The sequence below is a fragment of the Pseudomonas sp. W5-01 genome (assembly GCF_046540435.1).
GTDB lineage: Bacteria > Pseudomonadota > Gammaproteobacteria > Pseudomonadales > Pseudomonadaceae > Aquipseudomonas > Aquipseudomonas graminis_B.
Genome location: NZ_JAXCIP010000010.1, coordinates 114,899 through 141,080, shown reverse-complemented (window position 1 = coordinate 141,080; position 26,182 = coordinate 114,899). Strand labels below are relative to the sequence as shown.

The following is a 26,182-nucleotide window of genomic DNA, read 5'->3' as shown; positions in this document are numbered from 1 at the left end:
CGCTTTGATTCGAGGAACGAAGTATGAAGATCAGCCGACAAGCCTACGCCGACATGTTCGGCCCCACTGTCGGCGACCGTGTGCGTCTGGCCGACACCGAGCTGTGGATCGAGGTCGAGCAGGATTTCACCGTCTATGGCGAGGAAGTGAAGTTCGGCGGCGGCAAGGTCATTCGTGACGGCATGGGCCAGGGCCAGGGCGTGGCTGCCGAAGTCGTCGACACGCTGATCACCAACGCGCTGATCGTCGATCACTGGGGCATCGTCAAAGCCGATGTCGGCCTCAAGGGCGGGCGCATCGCAGCCATCGGCAAGGCCGGCAACCCGGACATTCAGCCCGGGGTGACCATCGCCATCGGCGCCGCCACCGAAGTTATCGCTGGCGAAGGCATGATCCTCACCGCCGGTGGCGTCGACACGCACATCCACTTCATCTGCCCGCAGCAGATCGAAGAAGCGCTGATGAGCGGCGTCACCACCATGATCGGCGGCGGCACCGGCCCGGCGACGGGCACCAACGCAACCACGGTCACGCCCGGCAAGTGGCACATGATGCGCATGTTGCAGGCTGCCGAAGCGTTCCCCATGAACATCGGCTTTACCGGCAAGGGCAACGTCAGCCTGCCCGAGCCGCTGATCGAACAGGTCAAGGCCGGTGCCATCGGCCTCAAGCTGCACGAAGACTGGGGCACCACGCCTGCGGCCATCGATAACTGCCTGAGCGTCGCCGATCAGTACGACGTGCAGGTGGCTATCCACACCGACACGCTAAACGAGTCCGGCTTCGTCGAAACCACTCTGGGGGCGTTCAAGAACCGCACCATTCACACCTACCACACCGAAGGCGCCGGCGGCGGTCATGCTCCTGACATCATCAAGGCCTGCGGCTTCCCTAACGTGCTGCCGAGCTCGACCAACCCGACCCGGCCGTTCACCCGCAACACCATCGACGAGCACCTGGACATGCTGATGGTCTGCCATCACCTGGACCCGAGCATCGCCGAAGACGTCGCGTTCGCCGAGAGCCGCATTCGCCGCGAAACCATTGCCGCCGAGGACATCCTTCACGATCTGGGCGCGTTCTCGATGCTCAGCTCCGACAGCCAGGCCATGGGCCGCGTGGGCGAAGTGATCATGCGCACCTGGCAGACCGCCGACAAAATGAAACGCCAGCGCGGCCCGCTGCCGGGGGACGGCGAAGGCAACGATAACTTCCGCGCCAAACGCTACATCGCCAAATACACCATCAATCCGGCCATCACCCACGGCATCAGCCATGAAGTGGGCTCCATTGAGGTGGGTAAATGGGCGGACCTGGTGCTCTGGCGCCCGGCCTTCTTCGGGGTGAAACCGACGCTGATCCTCAAGGGCGGCTCGATTGCCGCCAGCCTGATGGGCGACGCCAACGCCTCGATCCCGACCCCGCAACCGGTTCACTACCGCCCGATGTTTGCCAGCTACGGCAGCTCGTTGCACGCCAGCAGCCTGACGTTCATCAGCCAGGCGGCCTTTGACGCCGGGGTCCCGGAGCAGCTGGGTCTGAAGAAACAGATCGGCGTGGTCAAGGGCTGCCGCAGCGTCACGAAGGCGGACCTCATCCACAACGACTACCTGCCAAACATCGACGTCGACCCGCAGACCTACCAGGTCAAGGCCGACGGCGTGCTGTTGTGGTGCGAGCCGGCGGACGTGCTGCCAATGGCGCAGCGGTATTTTCTGTTCTAAGGGTATTAGTCCTTTTTTGTAGGAGCGTGGCTTGTCCCGCGATCTGGTGCGCAGCGCCAGTGAAATCCATGAATGCGAAGATCCAGCTATTCCGTGATCGCCGCTTTTCACGACGAATTGGTTGCCGATCGCGGGACAAGCCACGCTCCTACAATGAAAGCGTGCAAATGCGTGATGCTTCCTGCAACAACATGGCGGTACTATGCGCGCTCTCATTCAGCGCCCCGGCAGCAAGGTAGTTCCCCATGCGTCTTTCGGACTTCATCGTTCAGAATGTGGATCGCATCGTCGATGAGTGGGAACGGTTTGCGGCCACGCTGACGCCCGCCGCCGCCCAGATGAGTTCAGCCGAGCTGCGCGACCATGCCGAGGCGATCCTGCTCGCGGCGGCGCGTGACATGAACACCGCTCAGACCAAAGCCGAACGCATCGCCAAGGCGCAGGGCGAAGACATCGGCAAAACCCCGACACTCGATCAGGCCGCCTCCAGTCATGGTGAGTTGCGCCATATCGTCGGGTTTGACCTGGTGCAGATGACTTCAGAGTTCCGCCACCTTCGGGCCACGGTCGTGCGCTTCTGGGCAGAAAACCAGATAGATCCACAGGTCAGTCACATCACCGACATGATCCGCTTCAACGAAGCCATCGATGAAGCCCTGGCCGAGTCGACGGCGGCCTACGCCGATCGCGTGACACGTTCCCGTGACATCTTTCTTGCCATTCTCGGTCATGACCTGCGCGCGCCCTTGCAGGCCATCGGTATGTCGTCCGAAGTGCTGATGCGCAAGACCACGCTGGCAGACGCCGAGCTTGGGTACATCAAACGCATCAAAAGCAGCAGTTTGTTGATGGGGACAATGATCAGCGACTTGCTGGAGTTTGTTCGCAGCCGTCTCGGCGTCACGCTGCCGGTCGAGCGCAAACCCATGGAGATGACCCTGGCCTGCCGCGAGGCCATCGACGCGGCCACGGCAGGACAGCCCGATTGCAACGCCGTGTTCACCAGCACCGGTGACACCCGGGGCGAGTGGGATCGGGCACGCATCGCACAGTTGCTGCAAAACCTGATTGGCAATGCCTTGCAGCATGGCGCGGCGACGCGGCAGGTCACCGTGAAGCTCACCGGCAGCGAAAACCATGTGAGCCTCTCGGTGCATAACGGCGGCGAGCCTATCGCGGAGGAAGCCATCGGCAGCATCTTCGACCCGCTGGTCCGCTCGGCCAACGAAAAAACCGGCATCCACAACCCTTCCACCAGCCTGGGCCTGGGGTTGTTCATCGTGAAAGAGGTGGTGAATGCCCATAACGGCAGCATCACAGTTGTGTCCAACGTCGGAGACGGCACGACGTTTAACGTGGAATTGCCGAAGAAAGGTTAATAAGCGTTGAGCAGCGAGCACAACCCGTGTGGGGAGTGAGCTTCAGTCCAGCGCTTCAATCCACAAACCGCCCCAGCCGCTGCCTGAGCATGCGGTTTTCCGCCCTGACGTGTTCGAGCTCTTGCAGAAGGTCCAGCGCCAAAGCGACGCCGTCCCATTCCAGCTGCAATTCGCGACGCAATTTGACCGCACGCCTGCCGATCGACAACGCGGCACTGTCGAACAGCCACTCATCCGGCTGCCTTCCCTGGGGTTCGAGAATGCCGTGCTCGACAATCTCGATGACGAAGGCGGCCGGCAGGTCGACCACCTCACAGAACTCCTGCATGTCTATGACCAGGGTATTGCTCATGATCAGTTACTCCATTGAGCCCTCGGATCGAACGCGGCCTGCTGGGCCAGCTTCTCCCACAGCGCTTTGGTAGCCTCATCGGTGGATTTGGGCATGACGATTTTCAGTTGCGCGTACAGATCGCCGCGCTGGCCCTGCTTGTTCAGCAGACCATTGCCTTTGACCCGCAGCCGCTGACCGTTCTGACTGTCCGGGCGGATGGTCAGGTTGATCTTGCCGGTCAACGTCGGCACCGCCACCTTGGTGCCGAGCGCTGCTTCCCACGGCGCGATCGGCACCGTGATAATCAAGTCATGCCCCTCGACGTCGAACATCGGGTGCGGCGCCAGGCGGATGATCAGATACAGATCGCCCTTCTCCCCACCGGCAACGCCCGGCGCGCCCTGCCCCTTGAGGCGGATGCGCTCGCCATCGGTGACGCCCGCGGGGATCTTCACATTCAACGTCTTGGTGATGTCGGCCATGCGCTGACCATTGGCGCTGTGTTGCGGCACCTTGAAGCTGATCTGCTTGGACTCGGTGGAGAGGGTCTCCTCCAGAAACACCGCCAGTTCCATCTCCACGTCCTGCCCTCGACGCCCCGGGCTCTGCGCCCGACCGCCTTGCTGACCACCGCGATTACCGAAAATGGAACTAAAAAAGTCGGAGAAGTCGCCGTTTTCGAAGCCGCCGCCACCAAAGCCCTGACCCGCGCCCGCGCCGCCACGGCCCTGCCAGCCAGGCGGTGGCTGGAACCGGCCCTGACTGCCGTATTTGCGAATCTCGTCGTATTCGGCGCGCTTTTCAGGGTCGCTGAGCGCTTCATACGCTTCGGAGGCTTCTTTGAATTTGTCTTCCGCGCCAGGCTCTTTGCTGACGTCGGGGTGATACTTGCGCGCGAGCTTGCGATAGGCAGTCTTGATCGTCTTCTCGTCCGCCGTCGGCTCTACGCCAAGGATCTTGTAATAGTCTTTGAAGTCCATCTGACGGTCACCCAATTCTGGAATATCCAGCCCAGTCCGCAGCGTGTTCCACATGTGAACGCTGGCTGCGTTGAACGTTGCAATGTTATCGGCACGCCGTCCCGCGAATTGAAACGCTGTCCAGACCGGCCAAATGCATTAAGAGTTGCCTGCTAGATTGGGGCTCGGGGCCACAGTTCAAGCCAGGGGCGGGAAATAGATGCCGGACGGGCGATAAACCGACATTTCGCGCTACGCATCCGGCGCGCACTCGCATACACTGCGCGGCCGTTTTTTGACTGGTATGCAAAGCAGATGAGCACTCCATCCCCGGCCCGTGCCCTTGGCATCGATTTTGGCACGTCCAACTCCACGGTCGGCTGGCTACGCCCTGGAGTGGAAACGCTGATCGCACTGGAGGACGGCAAGATCACGCTGCCCTCGGTGGTCTTTTTCAACATCGAAGAGCGCCGCCCGGTCTACGGTCGTCTTGCGCTTCACGAGTACCTCGAGGGCTACGAAGGCCGCCTGATGCGCTCGCTCAAGAGCCTGCTGGGTTCCAAGCTGATCAAGCACGACACCAGCGTGCTCGGGACAGCGATGCCGTTCAAGGACCTGCTCGGGCTGTTCATCGGCGAACTTAAAAAACGTGCTGAAGCCGCTGCCGGTCATTCCTTCGAGCACGTCGTGCTGGGCCGTCCCGTGCATTTCGTCGATGACGACGCTGCCGCCGACCAGGAGGCAGAAGACACGCTGGCCGATGTGGCGCGCAAGATCGGCTTCAGGGAGGTTTCCTTCCAGTTCGAGCCCATCGCAGCCGCGTTCGACTACGAGTCAACGCTGGACCGTGAAGAGCTGGTGCTGATCGTCGACATCGGCGGCGGTACGTCGGACTTCTCGCTGGTGCGCCTGTCGCCGGAGCGTCGCCTGATTGACGACCGTCACAGCGACATCCTCGCCACGGGCGGCGTGCACATCGGCGGTACCGACTTCGACAAGCAGCTGAGCCTGCAGGGCGTGATGCCGCTGTTTGGCTATGGCAGCCGGATGAAAAGCGGCGCCTACATGCCGACCAGCACGCACATGAACCTGGCGACCTGGCACACGATCAACTCGGTGTATTCGCAAAAGTCGCAACTGGCGCTGGGCAGCATGCGCTATGACATCGAAGACACCCTGGGCATTGATCGGCTGTTCAGGCTGATCGATCAACGCGCCGGTCACTGGCTGGCGATGGAAGTCGAAGAAACCAAGATCCAGCTGACCCACTCGGAAAATCGTCTGGTGCCGATGGACCGCGTCGAGCCCGGCCTGAGCGTGGACCTCACGCGGCAGTTGTTCGAATCGTCAATTGACGCCTTGCTCGAACGCGTGCGCGGCAGTGTGACCAACCTGTTGAATGACGCAGGCGTGGGTGTGACCGATGTCGACACCGTGTTCTTCACCGGCGGCTCCAGCGGCATCCCGGCACTACGCAACAGCGTCGCCGCCATGCTGCCCAAGGCCCGGCACGTCGAAGGCAACATCTTCGGCAGCATCGGCAGCGGGCTGGCGATCGAAGCCAAGAAGCGTTACGGCTGATCCCCCGCGGGGCGCTTGTAGGACTGGCTTTAGCCGGGAAGGCGTCAGGTGTTACACCGCAAAAGTGAGGTTGTCCGCGCAGGCCTCTTCCCGGCTGAAGCCGGTCCTACTGAACATCGCGGTCCCACTGACCGACCGTGTGCACTTTGTGGGACCGGCTTTAGCCGGGAAGGCGTCAGGCGCCACGCAGCGAAAGTGAGGTTGGCTGCGCAGGCCTCTTCCCGGCTGAAGCCGGTCCTACACATCGCAGGCGCATCGTAGGACTGGCTTTAGCCGGGAAGGCGTCGGGTGTCATGCCGCGAAAGTGAGGTTGTCCGCGCAGGCCTCTTCCCGGCTGAAGCCGGGCCTCCACACCGCAGGTACTCGCGAAATGGTTGAAACCTGCCGCTACACCAGCTCTGCCCGGCGCAGTTCGCTCTTCAGGTACGCGTAATAAATCGGCCCTGCCACTACCCCCGGCAGGCCGAAGGCGGCTTCGAAGATCAGCATCGCCAGCAGCAATTCCCACGACTTGGCGCTGATCTGCCCGCCGACGATCCTTGCGTTGAGGAAATACTCGACTTTGTGGATCACGATCAGATAACCCAACGCCGCCACCGCCACCCAGATCGACAACGACATGCCGACGATGAAGATCAGCGTGTTGGACATCAGGTTGCCGACCACCGGAAGCAAGCCCAGCAGGAAGGTCAGCACGATCAGGGTTTTGGTCAGCGGCAGGTGCACGCCGCACAGCGGCAGGATCACTGCCAGGAATATAGAAGTGAACGCCGTGTTCAGCAGCGAGATCTTGATTTGCGCGAAAACGATATTGCGGAAGGCCTGGGTCAGCAGGTGCAGACGCTCGAACAGCGCCGCCGCCAATGGCTTGCGCTTGGTGACATCGGGGATGCGCTGCAAGGCGATGATCGCGCCCAGCACCATGCCAATCAGTAACGTCACGAACATGTGCGCCGCACCCTTGCCGAGCAGCTGAAGCTCGCCCAGGTGCTTGGTCAGCCACGCGCTGAGGGACACCTGAAACTCGGTGGCGCTCGCCGGCAGGTAGTTGTCGATGAAGGGCGGCAGCTGACCGCGGGCGCGGTCCACCAGAATCATGAATTTATCCAGCGACGCGCCGGGGTTTTCCGCCTCGTGCAGCAAAAAGCTGATCGCGCCGGCAAACAGCAACGCCAGCACCGTCACCACCAGAGTCCCCAGCAACGCCACCGCCAGCCACCGCGCACGCTCGCCGGCAATCAGCCGTTGCAGCTGTGGGGTGAGCATGTCGACCAGTTCGTACACCAGCAAACCCGCCAGCAGACTGGGCAGAAGGTTGAGCGGCAAGACCAGCAGCAACCCGCCGAACACGAGAATGCAACTGGCCAGATAGACTTGACGGGGCGTAAACGTTGGCATACAGCCTCAAAACGAGCGGCGTGAAGGATGGGCAGTCTGCCAGCGTTCTGAGTGGAGAACCAGCGACGCGAAAGCCCTTCAGGGCTCAAGCGTTGGGAGGCTGCGATTGCAGGCCAGATCATCGGCCGCAATCGCAGAAAGTACAGGGGCCGGCGCCGCCTTTCGACGCCCGCCATTGGCTCGGAAAATTATTTCTTTTTAAGACAATCGCTCATGAACGCCTTGCGCGCATCGCCCTTGAGCGCCTGAGTGCTGGCCGTGGCGTTGCAGGTTTTCATCTTCTCCTGTTGAGTGGCGGCAGGCGCAGGCGCGGCCTTCAGGCAGGAGCTCATGAACGCCTTGCGCTCGTCGCCTTTGAGGGATTTGGCCGAGGCATCGGCGTTGCAGGTGGTCATCTTGTTTTGTTGGGCGGTGGCGGCAAAACCCTGGGCGCTCAGCAGCAGGCCCATCACCAGCAGAGGAATACGCAGCATCGTCATCGCTTTTCTCCGGAAGCGCCACGCACCTGCATGGCTTTCGGAGCAGTGTAGCCAAAGAATGTTGCTGCATATTTCTGCAAATGCGTAGCGCACGCTGGACGCGCGCACTGACAGGCCGATAATGGCGCCTCATTCAGCCGCCGGGCCGGTCATGCAATACCTTTATCCACTGCTCACCGTCATGATCTGGGCGGGCAACAACGTCATCACCAAAGCCGCCGCGGGCCGTATTTTCCCGGCCGAGATCGGCTTCTATCGCTGGTTACTGGCCGGCTTGCTGTTCACGCCGTTTCTGCTGGGTCCCGTGCTGCGCAATCGGGCGCAGATCAAACCCATCATCGGCAAGGTCGTGGTGCTGGGCGTGCTGGGCATGGCGATTTATCAGAGCCTGGCGTACTACGCGGCGAACATCACGACGGCCACCAACATGGGCATCATTCTGTCTTTGGTGCCGGTGATGACCCTGGGCATGTCGATCGCCAGCCTTGGCACCCGGTTGACCGCAGGCGCGCTGGTCGGCGCTATCGTGTCGTTTGCGGGCGTGTTGTGGGTGGTGTCCCAAGGGAGCTGGAGCTTGCTGATTGCCCATGGCATCAACATCGGCGACGTGATGATGCTGGTCGCAACGCTGGCCTATGCGACCTATAGCACGCTGCTGAAGAAGTGGCAGTTGCGCATGCCGCCGTTGCAGCTGCTTTATTTGCAGATCCTGGTGGCGATCATCGCGCTGTTTCCGCTGTTCGTGATTTCACCGAAAACCGGCCTGAATGCGAGCAACATTCCGTTGGTGCTCTACGCGTGCATCCCGACCTCAATGCTCGCGCCGTTGCTGTGGATGAAAGCGATTTCCATCCTCGGGCCAAGCCGTACCACGTTGTTTTTCAACCTGGTGCCGATCCTGACGGCGCTGGTCGCTGCGCTCGCACTGGGCGAGCAGCTGGCGTCGTATCACTTCATCGGCGGTGCCCTGACGCTGGGCGGGGTGATCCTGGCAGAACGCTGGACCACACCGCTGCGCAAGGCCGCAATCCATTAACGCTGTCCGTCGAATGAAACCGGCTATCAGGCTTTGTCGTGCTCCTGCGCAGCGTGAATCGACACGTCGGTGATGCCCAGCACATGGGGCAGACCGATGGTGTCCTCACCGGTATCGAAGGGGTCATCTTCAACGGCCACGTTGTGCTTGAGCGCCAGCTCGTGCACAACCTCGATGATTGGCACGTCGAGGTTTTCAATCAGATCGACATGGTGCTCACCGGCCAGCGTGTACTCGATTTCATAAAGCTCTTTGTCGCTCATCGCATCTCTTCCTACGCGACCTCACGGGTCGACTGATCACGAACTACGGCCAAATAAGTCAAAGACCGGCGGCTTTGAGACGCGCGGCATGTTCAAGGAACAACCCCACGGGATCGGCTCCGTTGCCCACCAGCCCGAAGTGCTGGTTGACGATGTCGAAATGGTCGAGCGGGTAGTCATCACCGATGACTTTACCCAAGTGAGAACTGCATCTCCCGACCATGCCATCAGATTGACCCCGCTCTTTCGTGAACGTGCGAGCAAATATTCGGCAAGTGAGATTTGACGTATCAAAGAGGTTCTTGCCGCGGTCGGTACGCCCCGGTTGCAGGGTCCCGGACCACGAGTAATAGCGCACGCCGCCGACCTCCTCCTCGCCCTGCCCGCCCCAGTGTTCGGGCAATCCCTGGGGGAACCGCCGGTTGAAGTGCGCCACGCCGCGTGCGGTCAGCGAATGGTGCGCAGCGTCGACATCCACGGGCAGGCGCGTACCGCGATAACCGGTGTCGAGCAGGCTGGTGATGAGCGTGGTGAGGCGGATGGCAGCGTTGACCACACGCCCTTTCAGGGTATGGGGCGGGTAATGCGCTTCAAAGTAGTCGGCCAGTTCGGAGCCATGGTTGGGCCCCGCGACGGAGGTGACCGAGGCGACCAGGTCCGGGCGTACGCCAGCAACATACCGAATGGTCAGCGCTCCCTGACTGTGACCGATCAGGTTGACCTTCGCTGCGCCGGTTTCCTTGAGAACTTCCTGGACTCGGGCCAGCAATTGCTCGCCGCGAATCTCGGTGGAATTGACCGCCGACACCATGACCGGAATCACCTGCGCGCCGCCCCGACGCAGCGCCGGCACGATGCCGAACCAATACGGATAGACCACCAGTTTCACGAAGCCCATCAATCCCGGTACCAGAACGATGGGATAACGGGTGGCCTGCTCTTGCGACATTAAGGAGCGTCCCTCAGTGAGCGTTTTTGTTCAGCGCTGCGGGGTCAAGTCAGCCACGTCAAAGTAGCCGGGAAACATTCATAAAACATGACAGTACGGGTAATGCCCCATCGCCATCAATTTGATCGAACTCTTTTGCATCTTGAATGCTCCTAACAGCAACGGGCCAACAATGGCCTTTTTCGCGGAGCGATTCGAATGTTCAAGCAATCCCTGGCAGTAGTGATTTCCATGGCCGCATTGGCCGGTTGCGCATCGACCACCCTGCCGAACCCCGTTGATTACGCGACCTATCGCAATGAGCCGCTGGTCAAGCAAGTCGAAGAAGGCATGACCAAAGAACAGGTCCTGACCATTGGCGGCACGCCATCGACCTCCATTCAGCGTCGCGCCCACCCAGGTACTTGCAACAACTACGTGCTGAACCGCGAAGGCCATCAGCAGGCGTACTACGTCACCTTCGACAACAATGGCCGCGTCAACAGCAAGGGTTTCATGACCTGCGAACAGCGTGACGCCAACGAACGCGCCATGTGATCTGACGCCGTTCGTATGAATGGGTGAGTCCGCTCGTGATCACGAGCGCCGAGGCATCGCAAAGATGCCCGGCGCTGCCGCTGTCGCGAGCGATTCCTTGGAAACACGCGCACACCATCTTGACTCCGCATCGCCCTGTTCCCGCCACAACCCGACCATCTGACACTGCGTCAAAAAGTCCCCGAACAAAAATCAAACTTTTGCCAGCGCCCACCACTCACACCTTAAGACCCGATCTCGCCGGGCGCCTGCTTGACGTATGGCGCAACAGAGCGCGACGGAAAAAACCGTAAAAGCCCTGGAGAAATCTGATGATCAATCTGCACCCAATGACCGACGTCGCCACCCTGCGAGAGCGCGCGCGCAAAAACGTTGAAGACGGCGCCGTCACTGAAGGCTACAACGGTGATCGTGATGAGGTCCTGCGTTTGCTGAACTCGTCGCTCGCGACTGAACTGGTCTGCACCCTGCGTTACAAGCGTCACTACTTCATGGCCAAGGGCATCAAGTCCCACGCCGCCGCTGATGAGTTTCTGGAACACGCCAATCAAGAGCTCGAACACGCTGACAAGCTGGCCGAGCGCATCGTGCAGCTGGGCGGCGAGCCGGAATTCAACCCGGACCTGCTGAGCCAGAATTCCCACGCCCAGTACGTGGCCGGCAACACGCTTAAAGAGATGATCACTGAAGACCTGGTGGCCGAGCGCATCGCGATCGACAGCTACCGCGAAATCATTCAGTACATCGGCGACCAAGACCCGACCACCCGCCGTATCTTTGAAGAGATCCTGGCGCAGGAAGAAGAGCACGCCGACGACATGGCAGACCTGCTCGACGGCCTCTGATACGCGACACGCAATGCAAAAAGCCAGGGCACATGCCCTGGCTTTTTTGTGGGTAACTTTCAGGCGGGATGTTTAGCGGATACCGAGCTCTTCGCGAGCAAGCTCGCTCCCACAAGGGCCAGATCAACCTGACGCTGAATCAGGCGCCGAACGCGGTTCTGTGGGACCGGGTACCACGCAAGCCTGCGCCGAAGCCGGGCATATTGTGTGAGTGAAGACGGCACAGAATCCTGCGCCGAACTTATTTCACAGTCTTAGGCGCCTTGCCTGAACGCATCTGCTCCAGCAACCCGGTGCACTGGTTAGGCGCGTCGCCGCTGCTCGGTGCCACCAGTGCCAGCAATCCCGCCGCCGGTCCGACTGCAGCGCCCAACAGCACCATGCCCGCGCCGCGCAGCAACAGCGGACCTGACTCAACACCCGCGTTGGGTTTGCTGAACGGCCCACGCACATACAGCGGCGAACGCAGGGAGAAGACCCGGAAGCCTTTCGACTCGGGCGTCACCTTCATGTCCAGTTGCTCGGTCTTCAGGTTCGCCGTGCCATCGACGTAAATAATCGCGTTCTCGGTATCGAACACAAACACCTTCGTGCTCGCCAAGCCGTCCTTGAAGCCGACATCGGTGGCCGCACAGTTGATCTTCACGTCCTTGTCGCCGAACAGCTTGCCCACCACGTAGTTGCCAACGTTCAGGCCCGCAATCTCCATCAGGCCACGGCTGACGGCGCCGTCGTTGATCAGCATCTTCAGCTCGCCGTTGGACGTGCCCAGCAACGCTGCCACCGAGTTGCCACGGCCACTGAGGTCGGCATCACCGTTGAGCTCACCAAAGCTGGTTTTCATCGGTTCGAAGGTGGGGAACAGCTGCTTGAGCTTGAAGCCGCGAGCCGACAGTTTCGCGCGGCCCTCCAGCGGCTGGGTGTGCCCGTTGAGCTTGATGTCGGCGTCGAGCTTGCCGCCTGCCACACCAAACCGCAGCGGTTCCAGACTCAGCACACCATCGTTGAGCACCACGTGGGTGTACAGGTCGGTGAACGGCAGGTCGGCGCTCTGCACGATGCGCTTGCCCGTGAACTCGACGTCGGCGTCCATGGCAGCCCAGCGGTCGGTCTTGAACTCCTCGACCGGCAGCACCTTGCCTGTCGGCTGCTTGCTCTCGCCGCCCCGGGTTTTCTGCTCGGCATTGGAATCGGCGCCAATCAGCGGCTTGAGGTCCGCCATCAGCAGTTGGTTGGACACCAGCGCGCCGGTCAGCTTGGGGCGAGGTTCGCTGGCGGCAAAGCCGAGATCACCGTGGATGTCGCTGTCGCCGATCTTGCCGTTGAAGCCCTTGTACTGGAACGACGCACCCGCCGGGTCGTGCAGTTTCGCGATCAGGCGGCCGTCTGTGGAGTACGGGGGGGAATCCGGCAGCGTCACGCCGGTCAGCGGATAGAGATTGCTGAGGCTGTCGCCGGAGAGTTTTAGGCGCAGGTCCAGTTCACCCAGATTCTGCGGATCGGTAACCGTGCCTGCAATCGCAACACGCAAGGCACCCGCGCTGACGTCGGCCTGCACCGGGAATGGCAACGCCGCGTCTTTCAGCGCCAGCAGTCCACCTACCTTGCCGCTGCCGTTGAGTTTCTGGCCGTGGTACTGGCCTTTGGCAGTAAAGCCGAAGGCATAGTCCTGAGCCGAAGCGCCCTTGTCCTGAACCTTCTTCGCCTCGCTGCTGCCGACGATGTCGCTGTAGGGGATCGGCTTGCCCAGCATGTCGATGACGACATCGACGGCCGTGTTGATCTTCTGGTCGTTGTAGCTCACGAAGCCTTTGTCGAAGCCGATCGAGCCGATGTCGACCACCCAGCTCGACGGTTTGGCGTTCGGGTCGCTCTTGGGCAGATCAAAGACCCAGTTGGCGCGGCCATCGGCCAGACGCTCGATCTTCGCGTTGGGCTCGGTCAGGTTGATACGCGGGATGACCACGCGCTGGGCCAGCAACGGCAAGGGAGACAAACGCAGGTCGACGCGCTTGAGCGTGACCATCTGCGGCGTCTTTGACCATTCCGGGTTGCCCAGTGCGATGTCTTCCGCCGACAGGTGCGGCCACGGCACCCAGGCGCGCCAGCCGCCTTCATCGGGCTCGCGGTGCCAGCTCACGGCCAGATTGCCGTTGATGGCAAAGGGACGATGGAGTTCTGCAGACACCTTCTCGTTGATGGTCGGCTTGAGTCGGTTCCAGTCGAACGTGGCGATCACAATGATCAGAATCACCAGCAACAGCAGCAGGATTGCGGCTGTCCAGGCGAAGATTTTACGGCCTCGCGTCATTGCGTTGTCTCCCCAAAAACCGATGCGCCATCCAGGGCGCGTCTCGTACGTCGTAACGCTTCGACTGAGAAAAGCCGCGTCGGTTTGATCAAATCTGTATTCAAGGCCAGAAAAGTTCCGCACCCCACCGATACCGTACGTCCAGACGGGCTTGGCGATCCCTCTGAAACTCGCTGAAAGGCCCGCCAGGCAACGAGTCCAGAGGCGCATCATTTCTGTCGATGGTCACCATCAGCTCGCTGAACTTCTTTATCAGGCGGGCAGCGGTAAAATCGCCAGCACGTTCACATCACCCTTTACACCCGAGCATCCTTCCATGAAACGCCAGTTGATTGCCCTGACCCTTTCCCTGCTTGCCTCGAGCGCGTTCGCGATGCCTGCCAGCGAACAAGCGATCCTCGGCGAAGCAAAGGCGACACAGCATTCCGGTTTGCCGACCCTTGCGCAGGACGGCCCCGACCGATTGATCAATCAATATCAGCGCGTCGCCGAAAACGGCCCTGATCGGCTGATTCAGCAGTATCAGCGCGTTTCCTGATTTTTACCCGCTCCGTCAAAAGCTTCCCGGCTGAAGCCAGTCCTACAGAAACAACGCGGCGCTTGTTAGTGGGACCGGCTTAAGCCGGGAAGAGGCCGGTCAGATCAACCAAAAATCGGCACGACAAAAAACATGTGAACAGCCCGGCCCTGATCGCCGGGCTTTTTATTGCCCGACGTCAAACCGGGTTCGACGCCACGCAAACGCATTTGCTAGAGTTGCGGCCCATGCCTCTATCAGATACACGCCCCATGCTGCCCCGCGCCGAACAGAAACAGCAGACTCGCCATGCCCTGCTCGATGCAGCCCGGGGCCTGATGGAGAGCGGACGCGGTTTCGGCAGTCTGAGCCTGCGCGAAGTGGCGAAAACCGCCGGCATCGTGCCCACCGGTTTCTATCGGCACTTCGATGACATGGACCACCTCGGCCTGGCGCTGGTCAGCGAAGTCGGTCAGACCTTCCGCGAAACCATCCGCCGCGTGCGCCACAACGACAACATCGACAGCGGCATCATCGACGCCTCCATCCGCATCTTTCTGGACGTCGTGGCCGCCAACCGCTCGCAGTTTCTGTTCCTGGCGCGCGAACAATACGGCGGCTCGCTGAAGGTCCGACAGGCGCTCGGTGCGCTGCGCGAAGGCATCATCGCCGACCTCGCGACCGACTTGGCGTCGATGCCCAAATTCCATCACCTGAACACCGACGACCTCTCGGTCATGGCCGACCTGGTGGTGAAAAGCGTGTTTGCCATGCTTCCGGAGCTGATCGACCCGCCGCCCCCGGCATTGGCCGAACATTTGACCCCCCGCGCGAAAATCACTCAGCAACTGCGCTTTATCTTCATCGGCGCCAAGCGTTGGCAGGGATTGGGCAGCACCGAGTGAGCCGCGACGCTTCACTCCTCTGCAACACGGCCTCATGACCCTCCCTTCGCACCACGGAGGTGCGCCTTCGCAACTGACGCACCGATAAGTCGCACTGAGGTGATCAGTACAGCCCTTACTGCACCGTATTCTGGCAATTTCTGCCCTGTCCATCTGTTGGCAAGCCACTTGCTCTAGCCCTTGCATCGCACATTGCTGGAAGCTTTCTGATGCTGGTGATTCATCAACGGGTCGAACCTCAGGCTGAATGGGCCGCAGAGCTGCATTTGATATTCGAGGCGCGGAGCAAAAGCCGGCTGCGCTGTTTCAGTGGCGAGGGCGAAGACGTCGGGCTGTTCCTTGAGCGGGGCCAGCCGCCGCTGCGTGATGGCGACTTTCTCAAGGCTGAAGACGGGCGGATCGTGCGTGTTTGCGCGCGCCCCGAGCAACTGATGCACGTGACGTGCAGCAACACGTTCGAGCTGACCCGGGCGGCGTATCACTTGGGCAACCGCCATGTGGCACTGCAAGTAGGCGACGGCTGGCTGCGTCTGCTCGACGACTACGTGCTCAAGGCCATGCTCGATCAACTGGGCGCCACGACCGAATCCATCGAAGCCCCCTTCCAGCCCGAGCACGGCGCCTATGGCGGCGGCCATCACCATTCGCGCGCCGGTGAGGAAGATTTCAATTACGCGCCGCGCATTCATCAATTCGGCGTACGCACGTGAACGCAGCCTGGGCGCTGCTGCGTCTGGCCAGCCCCCAACTGCCGATCGGCGGCTACAGCTATTCCCAGGGCCTGGAAATGGCGGTCGAGCAATCGACCGTCCACGACTCGGCCAGCGCCGCCCGCTGGATTGGCGACCAGTTGCTGCTCAACCTTGCACGATTCGAGGCGCCGCTTTTACTGGCGCACTGCACGGCGGCTGCCGAAGACGACTGGGCGGCCTTGTTGCAATTGAGCGAAGAGCATCGCGCCAGCCGCGAAACCCGCGAACTGCATCTGGAAAGCCGGCAGATGGGCTACTCGCTGCAGCAATTGCTCAACGGTCTGCCGGAAATGGATCAGCCCGCGCGGGACTTTCTACAGCGTATGGGTGAGCCACATCTGGCGCTGGGTTGGGCACTGGCCGCGCGCGCCTGGCAGATCAGCCCTCAGGACGCGCTCGCTGCCTGGCTCTGGAGCTGGCTCGAAAACCAGTTGGCGGTGCTGATGAAAACCCTGCCACTGGGGCAGCAAGCTGCACAGCGCCTGACCAGTGAGTTGCTGCCGCTGCTGCAGAAGGCCCGGCACGACGCGAACGTACTGAATCCTGAACACATCGGCAGCGCGCCATTCGGTCTGGCGCTGGCGAGCATGAACCATGAGCGGCAGTACAGCCGCCTGTTCCGATCATGAGGTGGCTGCCATCGCCGCAGTACCTCGAACCGTACACCATGCTTAACGGAGAGAACGAATGAACAGCCAACCTTTGCGCGTCGGCATCGGCGGTCCGGTCGGGTCCGGCAAGACCGCGCTGACGCTCGCGCTGTGCCTGGCCCTGCGCGATCGTTACAACCTCGCGGTGGTCACCAACGATATCTACACCCGTGAAGACGCTGATTTTCTGGTGCGCAATGAAGCACTGGCGCCCGAGCGCATCATCGGCGTCGAAACCGGTGGCTGCCCGCACACGGCGATCCGCGAAGACGCTTCGATCAATCTGGAAGCGGTCGACCAGCTCAATCGGCGCTTCGAGGGGCTGGACCTGATCATCGTCGAATCCGGCGGCGACAACCTGTCGGCGACGTTCAGCCCGGAGCTGTCGGACCTCACCATTTATGTGATCGACGTGTCGGCCGGCGACAAGCTGCCGCGCAAGGGCGGCCCGGGCATCTGTAAATCCGATCTGCTGGTGATCAACAAGATCGACCTCGCGCCGCTGGTGGGTGCATCGCTGGACATGATGGACCGCGACACGAAGAAGATGCGCGGCGACAAGCCGTTCGTGTTCAGCAACCAGAAAACCGGTCACGGCCTGGAGCAGATCATCGCGTTCATCGAGCGCCAGGGTCTGCTGACTGCGGCCTGATTTCGTCCACCCAAATGGCTAACACCCAAGTGAAGCAAGGAATTCATTCATGAACGGCAAAAAAGTATTCGGCGCGTTGGCGCTGCTCCTCGTTCCGGCGCTGGCCTTCGCCCACCCCGGCCATGATGAAAGCGGTCTTGTGGCCGGCATCAGCCATCCACTGGGCGGCATCGATCACCTGCTGGCGATGATCGCTGTCGGGCTTTGGGCTGCACAGCAAAAAGGCGCCGCGCGCTGGGCGCTGCCGTGCACGTTTGTCGGCACCATGCTGATGGGCGGCTTGCTCGGGTTTGAAGGCCTGGCATTGCCGGCACTGGAGAGCGGCATTGCGGCATCGGTGTTTGCATTGGGCCTGGCGGTCGCGCTGGCCGTACGCCCGCCACTGTTCATGGCTGTAGCAGCGACGGCGCTGTTTGCGCTGTTCCACGGCGTCGCCCACGGTCTGGAGCTCCCTGAAATGTCGAGCCCGTGGGGCTATGCCCTCGGATTCGTCGGCGCGACGGCTGCGCTGCATGCAGCGGGTTATGCCGTGGTGCGGTTTCTGCCAACCGCGGCGGCACCAGTGGTGCGGATCGCAGGTGCGCTGTCGGCCGCAGCCGGCATCTGGTTGTTCGCGGGCTAAACCATGCCCTATAGGGTTCGGCGGGGATCAATCGATCCCCGCTGCCCCGCTCGCCTCACCTCCTGCTACCATGTCGCGCAATTTGCCACTGCCGTGACGCCATCCAATGCCTGACGCTTCCCTCCCCACCGCCAAGTCTGAACTGTCCGCCCTGTTCACTGAGCTGCAGCAGCACTTCATGCGCGTGGTCGTGCCGTTGTGGCAGGGCCCGGGGTGGAATGCCGAGATGGCGTTGCCGTTCGAGGCGCTCGACGCCCAGCATCGGCCTTTGCCGCCACAGCGCTACCGGGCCATGGCCTGTGCGCGTCAGCTGTTTCTGTTTTCAAGCCTGATCGATCACCCCGACGTGCCCGACGCCGCCACCCGCGCGGCCGCGCTGTTTCGTTCGTTGCAGCAGCACTTTCACGACGCCGAGCACGGCGGCTGGTTTTACAGCATTGATCCACAGGGCGCACCGCTGGATCGCCGCAAGGATCTCTACACTCACGCCTTCATCGTCTTCGCCTGCGCGCACTACTGGGGCAAGGTCCGTGAGCCGTTGGTGGAGTCGGTGCTTAATGCCGCGCTGAACGTGGTCGCCGAACGCTTCGCCGATGGCGATGGCTTGTACGAATCCGTGCTGGCCGAGGATTGGTCTTCGCTCAACGCCGGCGCGCTGCAAAACCCGCTGATGCATCTGGCCGAAGCATTTCTCGGCACCTTGGCCGTGCGTGATGACGCTGACACGCTGGCGGCGCTGGATGCCCTGGTAGAAGCCATGCAGCGACGCTTCGTGGACGTCGATCACGGCGTCATGCTGGAGAAACCGCTGGACGCTGTGGATAACTGGTCCGAGCCGGGTCATCAGTTTGAATGGTTTTATCTGCTGGCATCGTCCGCGCGTCTGCGGAGCACGCCGCTGTATCGCTCGCTGGAGACTGCATTCGCCCACGCCGAAGCACAGGGTGTCGACCAGACGACTGGCGCGGTCGCGGCGATGCTGGAAGTGGACGGTTCGGTGAAAGACGGCACGCAGCGCATCTGGGCTCAGGCTGAATACCTGCGCGCGCTGACGTTACGGCCTGAGAGCGAACATCTGCTGGCGCGCCAATTGACTGCGCTGCAAACGCAGTTTCTGCACCCCACCGGCTGGAACGAGTGCCTCGACAGCCAGGGGCAGATCAGCCGCAGCGACATGCCGTCGACAACGCCGTATCACCTGGCGACCTGCTACATCGGGCTGGCCGAGTTTTTTATCGGCTGAGCTGATTCCCTGATGGTCATCCCATCAGAGATTGGCGGCGCCCCCTGTGGGAGCGAGCTTGCTCGCGAATGGGCAGGTACATCCGCTAAATATTCAGCGGTTGGAATGCCGTCTTCGTGAGCAAGCTCACTCCCACATGGACGGCGCTGCCCTCAAGAACGCGCCGCGTGTCGGGCGACGCTAATCTCCTAAAACCCTACTTATTTCTCCCCGCGACTGCGATCAATCGCAAACCCGGCCCAGGTCTGGCTCACGGGCATCAGCTCCAGGCTGTTGACGTTGACGTGGGCCGGCGTGTTCATGATCCAGAAGATGGTGTCGGCGATGTCCTGCGGCTGGATCGGCTCGGCGCCTGCGTAGGTGGCGTCGTACTTGGCCTGATCGCCGCCGAAACGCACCAGCGAGAACTCGCTCTCACACAGGCCCGGCTCAAGGTTGGTCACCCGTACGCCGGTGCCGACCAGGTCGTTGCGCAGGTTCAGCGAGAACTGTCCGACGAACGCTTTGGTGCCGCCATATACGTTACCGCCCGGGTACGGATAATTCCCCGCAACCGAGCCAAGGTTGACGATGCTGGCGCCGCGGCCGTAGGCGATCAGACGCGAAAGCAGCGTGCGCGTTGTGTAAACCAGCCCTTTGATGTTGGTGTCGATCATGGTGTCCCAGTCATCCAGATCGCACTTGGGTGCAGGATCAATCCCCAGCGCCAGGCCTGCGTTGTTGATCAGGCCGCGGATCTTCGCGAATTCAGCCGGCAGGCTTTCCACGGCGCGCTCCACGCCTGCGCGATCGCGCACGTCCAGCGTCAGCGTGTGCACCTTGGTCTGTTTCGACAATTCGGCGCTCAGCGCCTGCAAGCGGTCTTCACGGCGACCGGTCAGCACCAGCGACCACCCCGCCTCGGCAAAACGACGGGCGCAGGCTTCGCCAAACCCGGAAGTGGCCCCGGTAATGAATACGGTAGAGGTCATTTCTTTCTCCTGACTAAAGATGCGGGCTTATCAAGCCAAGCGGGAATGTCACGCAAGCAGCGTTGCGTGTAGGAAGGTTCTGGAGAATGCCCGCCCGCACAGGCCGGGATCAAGCACCATCCGCAACATCCTCATACAACCGCTCTGCTGTACAAAAAACGACCAATTGCTCCCAACCCTTACACCATGTGGCCTGCAGACACTTTTGCCCACCTTATCCACAGTCAGACGTACATTTTCTGGGGGCAACTCTAAAACGCCGAAAGTCCCGGCATACGGGGCGTGTGGGTAACTCAGCGCATGTTTTTACTTGACCGGCCATGGGCCATCTGCCGTCGACTATTCTCAAGACTTGGGTGCGCGGACAGGATTGCTGCGTGAACGCCAGAGATTGCGCTATCTGCGGCGGTCTTTCCAACGGTTGCACACAGACTTATCCACAGGCAGACACCTTATAAAGACTGTATAAAAAACCAGCCACAAGAACGTTGACAAACCCCCTAAAAATACCGGCCGAAAGCACTGGTCAAATATTGATCAGCATGCTGCAAGCCACGTAAATAAAGGCCTCCAGCCAGCTGCTCCCAACTTATTCACAGTCACCTCCACAGTAAAACTGAACAAGTCAAAAGCGTGACAAAACAGCGATTTGCAGCGGCTATATGTCGCGTTTTCGCATCTGCCCAAAATTGTTTTCCACAATTCGGCTACCGCATAAAAAAGCCCCGGAAGTTATCCACCCGGGGCTTGTTTGAGCCGCATTGATCAGCAATCAGTGACCGCCTAGATAGGCGTTCCTGACCTCCTCGTTGGTGAGCAATTCCTTACCCGTGCCCGTCAGGCGAATCTCGCCGTTGACCATCACGTAGGCGCGGTCCGACAGCTTCAGCGCATGGTTGGCGTTCTGCTCGACCAGGAAGATGGTCATGCCGGTCTGGGCCAGCTCGCGCAGCGTTGCGAAAATCTGCTTCACGATGATGGGTGCCAGCCCCAGGCTCGGTTCGTCCAGCAACAGCAACTTGGGACGGCTCATCAACGCCCGCGCAATGGCGAGCATTTGCTGTTCGCCCCCGGACATCGTCATCGCCCGCTGATTGCGACGCTCCTTGAGCCGCGGGAACATCTCGAACATGCGCTGCATGTCTTCGCTGGCGTGTTTGTCGCCGATGGGGATGGTGCCCATCATCAGGTTCTCTTCCACCGACATGTCCGGGAACACACGGCGGCCTTCCGGCGACTGCGCGATGCCATTGGACGCGATGTAGTGCGACGACTTGTGGGTGATGTCGGTGCCCTGATAGATGATCTGTCCACTGGCCGCGCGCGGCTGGCCGAAGATCGACATCAGCAGCGTGGATTTACCCGCGCCGTTGGAGCCGATCAGGCTGACCGTCTCGCCCTCGTCAATGTGCATCGAGACTTTCTTCAAGGCCTGAATCGGCCCGTAATACACGTCGATCTCTTTCAGTTCGAGGATCGGCTTACTCATACCAACTCCTCTTCATCAGCGCCCAGATATGCGGCGATCACTTTCGGATCGTTGCGGATCTGCTCCGGTTTACCCTTGGCGATCACGTTGCCGTGGTCGAGCACGACGATGTCGTCGGAAATGCCCATGACCATTCCCATGTCGTGCTCGATCAGCACGATGGTCATGTCGTGATCGTCGCGCAGGTGGCGAATCATGCCGCTCAACGCCTCGGTTTCCTGTGGGTTCAAGCCGGCTGCCGGTTCGTCCAGGCAGATGACCTGCGGACGCGTGCACATCGCCCGCGCGATCTCCAGACGGCGTTGCTGGCCGTAGGAAAGCTCACCGGCCAGACGGTTCGCGCAGTCCACCAGATCCACCACTTCGAGCCAGTAGAACGCGGTATTCATGGCGTCTTCTTCGGCCTTGCGATAGGCCTTGGTGTTGAGGATGCCGGCCAGCATGTTGCGATTGACCCACATGTGCTGTGCGACCAGCAGGTTCTCGACGACGGACATTTCCTTGAACAGGCGAATGTTCTGGAAGGTACGCGCAAGCCCCGCACGGTTTACCAGGTGCGTGCCGCCAAACATTTTGTAGTACAGGCGGCTGCCGAAGCGCTTGGGCGACGCGAAGTCAGCGGCGCGAAATTGTTCGCCGAGCAACTGAATGACGTTGGTTTTCTTGCCCCGCGCGTTGAGCTCGATGCGCCCGCCGGTGGCTTTGTAGAAACCGGTCAGGCAGTTGAACACCGTGGTCTTGCCGGCGCCGTTCGGGCCGATGAGGGCGAAGATCGAGTTGCGCCGCACTTGCAGGCTGACGTCGCTGAGGGCCTTGATTCCGCCGAAGTGCATCATCAGGTTTTCGACGGACAGAACGATTTCGTCGCTCATCACGCGCCCTCCACTTTAGCCAGCACGCCTTTGCGTGGCTGCACGCCGGTACGGCTGATGCGGATCAAGCCACGGGGACGCCAGATCATCATCAGCACCATGAGGATGCCGAACAGCAAGACGCGGTATTCCGCGAAGCTGCGCAGCAGTTCCGGTGCGACGGTCAGCACGAACGCCGCAATGACCACGCCGACGGTCGAGCCCATGCCGCCGAGCACGACGATGGCGAGAATCAACGCCGACTCGAAGAAGGTGAACGAGGTCGGGTTGACGAAGCCTTGATAGCTGGCGAAGAACACGCCGGCCAGCCCTGCGGTCGAGGCGCCGATGGTGAAAGCCGAAAGCTTGACCAGCACGTGGTTCAGGCCCATGGAGCGGCAGGCGATTTCGTCTTCACGCAGTGCCTCCCACGCGCGGCCGACCGGCATGCGCGTCAGGCGGTGCTTGACGTACAGCACCGCCAACACGACCAGGAACAGCACGGTGTAGATGAAAATGAATTTCAGGTCCGGGTTGTATTCGAAGCCGAAATACTCGTGGATGGGGATGCCGCCGTCTTTCGCGCGACGTCCGAACTCCAGGCCGAAGAAGGTCGGCGCAGGCACCGCCACGCCGTTGGGTCCGCCGGTGAACGACAGCCAGTTATTGAGCACCAGACGAATGATCTCGCCGAAGCCCAACGTCACGATCGCCAGGTAATCCCCGTGCATGCGCAGCACCGGAAAGCCGAGGATGCAACCGGCAAGCGCCGCCGCAATGGCTGCCAGCGGCAACGCCGACCAGAACCCCAGGCCCAGATACTGATAACCCAGTGCCAGGCCGTACGCGCCAATCGCATAGAAAGCCACGTAACCCAGATCGAGCAGACCGGCGAGCCCGACCACGATATTAAGGCCCAGGCCCAGCAGCACATAGATCAGGCCGAGGATCACCACGGTCAGCACATACTTGTCGGCGAAGACCGGGAAAATCACCGCAATCAGAATCATCAGCGGAATGATGAAACGCAGCCGCGTCTTGTAACCCGGTGGCAGCACGTGCACGCCTGAGCCCGAGTTTTCGAAGCTCTGGGCGATGGCCACGCCCTTCGGCGTCTGCAGGAACAGGCTCATGAAGAAACGACCGACAACGACCACGCCCACCAGCACGGCGACGCGCCCTGGTTGCAGGTTGAAGCCGTAACCGTCGAGCACGATGCCGACGATCGGGCCGAACACGATCAACGCCAGCAGTCCGGCGATCACCGCGTCGATCAGGCTTTGTTTGATATCAATGGGTTTAGTAGGTGCAGACATGGTTATACCTTCGCCACGAGTGGGCGACCCAGCAGGCCTTGGGGACGGAAGATCAGAATCACTACCAGCAGGCCGAAACTGAACACGTCTTTGTAGTCAGAGTTGATCAGGCCGGAGAACTGCGACTCGGCCACCCCCAGGATCAGCCCGCCGAGCATGGCGCCCGGCAACGAACCAATGCCGCCCAGGACCGCTGCGGTAAACGCCTTGATGCCGATGACGAAGCCGGCGAAGAAGTCGAAGGTGCCGTAGTTCATGGTGATCAGCACGCCGGCCAGTGCCGCCATAGCCGCGCCGATGATGAACACGTAGGAAATGACCCGGTCGGTATTGATGCCCAGAATCGAGGCCATCTTGCGATCCTGCTGCGTGGCGCGGCACATGCGGCCCAGCTTGGTGTACTTGATGATGTAGGTCAGTACGCCCATGCCGACGAAGGCGGCGATCAGGATGAAGATTTTGGTGTAGGTGATCTGTACGAAGCCGCTGCCGACATCGAAGCGCATGGCGCCTTCGAGCAGGGTCGGTACGCCTTGCTGGCGTGGGCCCTGAGCGATCTGCGCGTAGTTCTGCAGAATCAGGGAGATGCCGATCGCACTGATCAGCGGCGCCAGACGGGTCGAGTTACGCAGCGGTTTATACGCCACGCGCTCGATGACGAAGCCGTACACACCGGTCACCACAATGGTGAAGATCAGTGTGCCGAGAATCAGAAAGGGGAATGACTCAACGCCGAAGAACGACAGTACGGCGAGGCCAATGGCTGCGAGGTAGGCGGAGATCATGTACACGTCGCCGTGGGCGAAGTTGATCATGCCGATGATGCCGTAGACCATCGTGTAACCGATGGCGATCAGGCCATAGACCGAGCCCAGTGTCAGGCCGTTGACCATTTGCTGCAGGAAAATACCGTCCATCACGCACGCTCACGAACTTGAAAGGCCAGCCTGACGCGCGGCGACCATTCCCTCGTGAGGAACAGAGCGGCGCACACAGTGGCAACAGAAGAAATCCGGCGCCGCTGTCAGACAGCGCCGATTACCGGATCAGAACGTTTCCCGACTCACCCCCGGGAAACGGCCGATCCGACTAAGCGCTTAACTCACTTCTGCTTTTCGAGCTGGTGATATTTGCCGTCCTTGTCCCACTGGTAAACCACGTAGTCAGAGACTTTCAGGTCGCCCTTGGTGTCCCAGGCTTTCTCGCCCATGACGGTTTTGACAGGATGGGCTTTCAGGAACTTGGCAGCGTCCTCGCCTTTGTTCGACTTGGCGCCGTTAAAGCCAGCAGCCAGGGCCTGAACCGAAGCGTAAGCGTAGAGGGTGTAGCCTTCTGGCTCGTAGCCGGATTTGCGGAACTGCTCAACCACAGCCTTGCTGTCTGGCAGCATGCGCGGGTCGGCGCCGAAGGTCATGTACACGCCATCGACGTATTGCGCGCCGCCAGCGGTGGTCACCAGCTCGTCGGTCACAACGCCGTCGTCGGACATGAACTTCACGTCTTTCAGGCCTTGCTCACGCAGTTGGCGAACCAGTGGACCGGCTTCCGGGTGCAGGCCGCCGAAGTAAACGACGTCAGCGCCAACGGAGCGGATCTTGGTGACCAGGGCGCTGAAGTCTTTTTCGCCACGGGTCAGACCTTCTTCCAGCACAGGCTTCACGCCGCGAGCGGTCAGCTGCTTGGCGGTGGCGTCTGCCAGGCCTTTGCCGTAGGTGTCTTTGTCGTTGATGACGGCGATCTTCTTGCCCTTGAGCACGTCGACGATGTAGTCGCCGGCAACGACGCCTTGCTGATCGTCACGACCGCACATGCGGAACATGGCGCTCAGGCCGCGCTCGGTCACGGTCGGGTTGGTGGAGCCAGGAGTGATCGCGATGATGCCGGCTTCGTCATAGACTTCCGACGCCGGGATGGTCGAGGAGGAGCAGAAGTGACCGACAACGCCGGCAACTTTGTCAGACGCGGCCTTGTTGGCGACGGCAACGGCCTGTTTCGGTTCGCACGCATCGTCGTAGGCGGTCAGGACGATTTTGTCGCCGTTGACGCCGCCCGCAGCGTTAATGGCATCGGCAGCCGCTTGAGCGCCCTTCATGTACTGCTCGCCGAATGAGGCGTTGGCGCCGGTCATCGGGCCTGCAACGCCGATCTTGATGTCGGCTGCCTGCGCAAATGAAGCCGCACCCATGGCAGTAGCCACGGCGAGTGCGAGAAAGCCTTTTCTGTAGAACGTCTGCGACATGAGTTGGTGCTCCTGGGTTTTTTAATTAGCACTGCGACCACAGAGCTGCTGCGAGCAAGTGGCGTGCCATCGGTTTTTTATTCTTGAGAAACTCGTCGTTTTGTCGCTATCCGACTGATTTCTGCCCTTTTTCACGGGGCGTGCAACCGTCTAAACCGCGCAAGGTGCAACCTCGCGACT

The 26,182-nt window shown here is 60.9% G+C and carries 26 protein-coding genes; 13 read left to right on the top strand and 13 right to left on the bottom strand.

The genetic code is table 11. The features are described 5' to 3' along the window. The first annotated feature begins 23 nt into the window (after window positions 1-23). Window positions 24-1,724 (top strand): urease subunit alpha, encoded by a 1,701-nt coding sequence (gene ureC, locus SLW75_RS25080; RefSeq protein WP_065987756.1) that lies wholly within the window; start codon window positions 24-26, stop codon window positions 1,722-1,724. A gap of 245 nt (window positions 1,725-1,969) precedes the next feature. Then, window positions 1,970-3,103, top strand: coding sequence for a sensor histidine kinase (locus tag SLW75_RS25075; protein ID WP_065987759.1), 1,134 nt, complete (start codon window positions 1,970-1,972; stop codon window positions 3,101-3,103). 55 nt (window positions 3,104-3,158) lie between these two features. On the opposite strand, the gene SLW75_RS25070 is transcribed toward SLW75_RS25075, so the two are convergent. Beyond that, window positions 3,159-3,455 (bottom strand): chaperone modulator CbpM, encoded by a 297-nt coding sequence (locus tag SLW75_RS25070; RefSeq protein WP_410935723.1) that lies wholly within the window; start codon window positions 3,453-3,455, stop codon window positions 3,159-3,161. Between the two features lie 2 nt (window positions 3,456-3,457). Then, window positions 3,458-4,417: a curved DNA-binding protein gene (cbpA, locus tag SLW75_RS25065; protein ID WP_296313806.1), complete on the bottom strand. Its 960-nt coding sequence runs from the start codon at window positions 4,415-4,417 to the stop codon at window positions 3,458-3,460. Between the two features lie 294 nt (window positions 4,418-4,711). Here cbpA and SLW75_RS25060 point away from each other — a divergent pair, with 294 nt between their 5' ends. Continuing rightward, window positions 4,712-5,977, top strand: coding sequence for an Hsp70 family protein (locus SLW75_RS25060; protein WP_410935722.1), 1,266 nt, complete (start codon window positions 4,712-4,714; stop codon window positions 5,975-5,977). Between the two features lie 387 nt (window positions 5,978-6,364). Here SLW75_RS25060 and SLW75_RS25055 read toward each other — a convergent pair whose 3' ends face one another. Beyond that, on the bottom strand, window positions 6,365-7,375 hold the full coding sequence (locus tag SLW75_RS25055; protein WP_065987762.1) for an AI-2E family transporter: 1,011 nt from the start codon (window positions 7,373-7,375) through the stop codon (window positions 6,365-6,367). Window positions 7,376-7,563: 188 nt separating this feature from the next. Continuing rightward, the gene (locus tag SLW75_RS25050; RefSeq protein ID WP_065987763.1) at window positions 7,564-7,854 is read right to left on the bottom strand and encodes a PsiF family protein; all 291 of its coding nucleotides are present in this window, start codon (window positions 7,852-7,854) and stop codon (window positions 7,564-7,566) included. Window positions 7,855-8,005: 151 nt separating this feature from the next. Between SLW75_RS25050 and SLW75_RS25045 the strand changes: the two genes are divergently transcribed. Beyond that, a complete protein-coding gene (locus SLW75_RS25045; protein ID WP_192135393.1) occupies window positions 8,006-8,890 on the top strand; it encodes a DMT family transporter in 885 nt (294 codons plus the stop codon). A gap of 26 nt (window positions 8,891-8,916) precedes the next feature. Here the strand turns inward: SLW75_RS25045 and SLW75_RS25040 are convergent, their stop codons facing one another. Together SLW75_RS25040 and SLW75_RS25035 are read right to left on the bottom strand one after the other, a co-directional pair. Then, window positions 8,917-9,153, bottom strand: a complete 237-nt coding sequence (locus SLW75_RS25040; protein WP_074891368.1) for a hypothetical protein — start codon at window positions 9,151-9,153, stop codon at window positions 8,917-8,919. Window positions 9,154-9,211: 58 nt separating this feature from the next. After that, window positions 9,212-10,102, bottom strand: coding sequence for an esterase/lipase family protein (locus SLW75_RS25035; protein ID WP_192135297.1), 891 nt, complete (start codon window positions 10,100-10,102; stop codon window positions 9,212-9,214). 198 nt (window positions 10,103-10,300) lie between these two features. Between SLW75_RS25035 and osmE the strand changes: the two genes are divergently transcribed. Both osmE and SLW75_RS25025 read left to right on the top strand, forming a co-directional pair. Continuing rightward, window positions 10,301-10,639, top strand: a complete 339-nt coding sequence (gene osmE / locus SLW75_RS25030; RefSeq protein WP_065987766.1) for an osmotically-inducible lipoprotein OsmE — start codon at window positions 10,301-10,303, stop codon at window positions 10,637-10,639. Window positions 10,640-10,950: 311 nt separating this feature from the next. Next, window positions 10,951-11,484 carry a bacterioferritin gene (locus SLW75_RS25025; protein ID WP_369303828.1) on the top strand — a complete coding sequence of 178 codons (534 nt, stop codon included), beginning with the start codon at window positions 10,951-10,953 and terminating at the stop codon, window positions 11,482-11,484. Window positions 11,485-11,725: 241 nt separating this feature from the next. Here the strand turns inward: SLW75_RS25025 and SLW75_RS25020 are convergent, their stop codons facing one another. Continuing rightward, complete coding sequence (locus SLW75_RS25020; RefSeq protein ID WP_192135301.1) at window positions 11,726-13,795, bottom strand: AsmA family protein; 2,070 nt, start codon at window positions 13,793-13,795, stop codon at window positions 11,726-11,728. A 151-nt stretch (window positions 13,796-13,946) separates the two neighbouring features. Between SLW75_RS25020 and SLW75_RS25015 the strand changes: the two genes are divergently transcribed. From SLW75_RS25015 to SLW75_RS24985, 7 genes are all read left to right on the top strand, one after another. Continuing rightward, complete coding sequence (locus SLW75_RS25015; RefSeq protein ID WP_141695141.1) at window positions 13,947-14,333, top strand: hypothetical protein; 387 nt, start codon at window positions 13,947-13,949, stop codon at window positions 14,331-14,333. 251 nt (window positions 14,334-14,584) lie between these two features. After that, window positions 14,585-15,217: a TetR family transcriptional regulator gene (locus tag SLW75_RS25010; RefSeq protein WP_065987770.1), complete on the top strand. Its 633-nt coding sequence runs from the start codon at window positions 14,585-14,587 to the stop codon at window positions 15,215-15,217. Between the two features lie 209 nt (window positions 15,218-15,426). After that, the gene (ureE, locus tag SLW75_RS25005; protein WP_065987771.1) at window positions 15,427-15,927 is read left to right on the top strand and encodes an urease accessory protein UreE; all 501 of its coding nucleotides are present in this window, start codon (window positions 15,427-15,429) and stop codon (window positions 15,925-15,927) included. After that, on the top strand, window positions 15,924-16,598 hold the full coding sequence (locus tag SLW75_RS25000; RefSeq protein WP_065987772.1) for an urease accessory protein UreF: 675 nt from the start codon (window positions 15,924-15,926) through the stop codon (window positions 16,596-16,598). Before ureE ends, SLW75_RS25000 begins: the two co-directional genes overlap by 4 nt. A 58-nt stretch (window positions 16,599-16,656) precedes the next feature. Continuing rightward, window positions 16,657-17,271, top strand: a complete 615-nt coding sequence (ureG, locus tag SLW75_RS24995; protein WP_065987773.1) for an urease accessory protein UreG — start codon at window positions 16,657-16,659, stop codon at window positions 17,269-17,271. A 49-nt stretch (window positions 17,272-17,320) separates the two neighbouring features. Next, complete coding sequence (locus SLW75_RS24990) at window positions 17,321-17,893, top strand: HupE/UreJ family protein (protein ID WP_065987774.1); 573 nt, start codon at window positions 17,321-17,323, stop codon at window positions 17,891-17,893. A gap of 106 nt (window positions 17,894-17,999) precedes the next feature. Then, entirely contained in the window at window positions 18,000-19,136 is a 1,137-nt protein-coding gene (locus tag SLW75_RS24985) for an AGE family epimerase/isomerase (RefSeq protein WP_410935721.1), read from the top strand. A gap of 200 nt (window positions 19,137-19,336) precedes the next feature. Here SLW75_RS24985 and SLW75_RS24980 read toward each other — a convergent pair whose 3' ends face one another. The 6 genes from SLW75_RS24980 to SLW75_RS24955 all read right to left on the bottom strand — a co-directional run bounded on the left by SLW75_RS24980 (window position 19,337) and on the right by SLW75_RS24955 (window position 26,002). Beyond that, a complete protein-coding gene (locus SLW75_RS24980; protein ID WP_065987776.1) occupies window positions 19,337-20,107 on the bottom strand; it encodes an SDR family oxidoreductase in 771 nt (256 codons plus the stop codon). A gap of 772 nt (window positions 20,108-20,879) precedes the next feature. Then, a complete protein-coding gene (locus tag SLW75_RS24975) occupies window positions 20,880-21,596 on the bottom strand; it encodes an ABC transporter ATP-binding protein (RefSeq protein ID WP_065987777.1) in 717 nt (238 codons plus the stop codon). Next, a complete protein-coding gene (locus SLW75_RS24970; RefSeq protein WP_065987778.1) occupies window positions 21,593-22,468 on the bottom strand; it encodes an ABC transporter ATP-binding protein in 876 nt (291 codons plus the stop codon). Before SLW75_RS24970 ends, SLW75_RS24975 begins: the two co-directional genes overlap by 4 nt. Then, a complete protein-coding gene (livM, locus tag SLW75_RS24965) occupies window positions 22,468-23,763 on the bottom strand; it encodes a high-affinity branched-chain amino acid ABC transporter permease LivM (protein WP_065987779.1) in 1,296 nt (431 codons plus the stop codon). Before livM ends, SLW75_RS24970 begins: the two co-directional genes overlap by 1 nt. Before the next feature lie 2 nt (window positions 23,764-23,765). Continuing rightward, window positions 23,766-24,680, bottom strand: coding sequence for an ABC transporter permease subunit (locus SLW75_RS24960; protein ID WP_065987780.1), 915 nt, complete (start codon window positions 24,678-24,680; stop codon window positions 23,766-23,768). Window positions 24,681-24,865: 185 nt separating this feature from the next. Next, the gene (locus SLW75_RS24955) at window positions 24,866-26,002 is read right to left on the bottom strand and encodes an ABC transporter substrate-binding protein (protein WP_065987781.1); all 1,137 of its coding nucleotides are present in this window, start codon (window positions 26,000-26,002) and stop codon (window positions 24,866-24,868) included. Window positions 26,003-26,182: the final 180 nt, after the last annotated feature.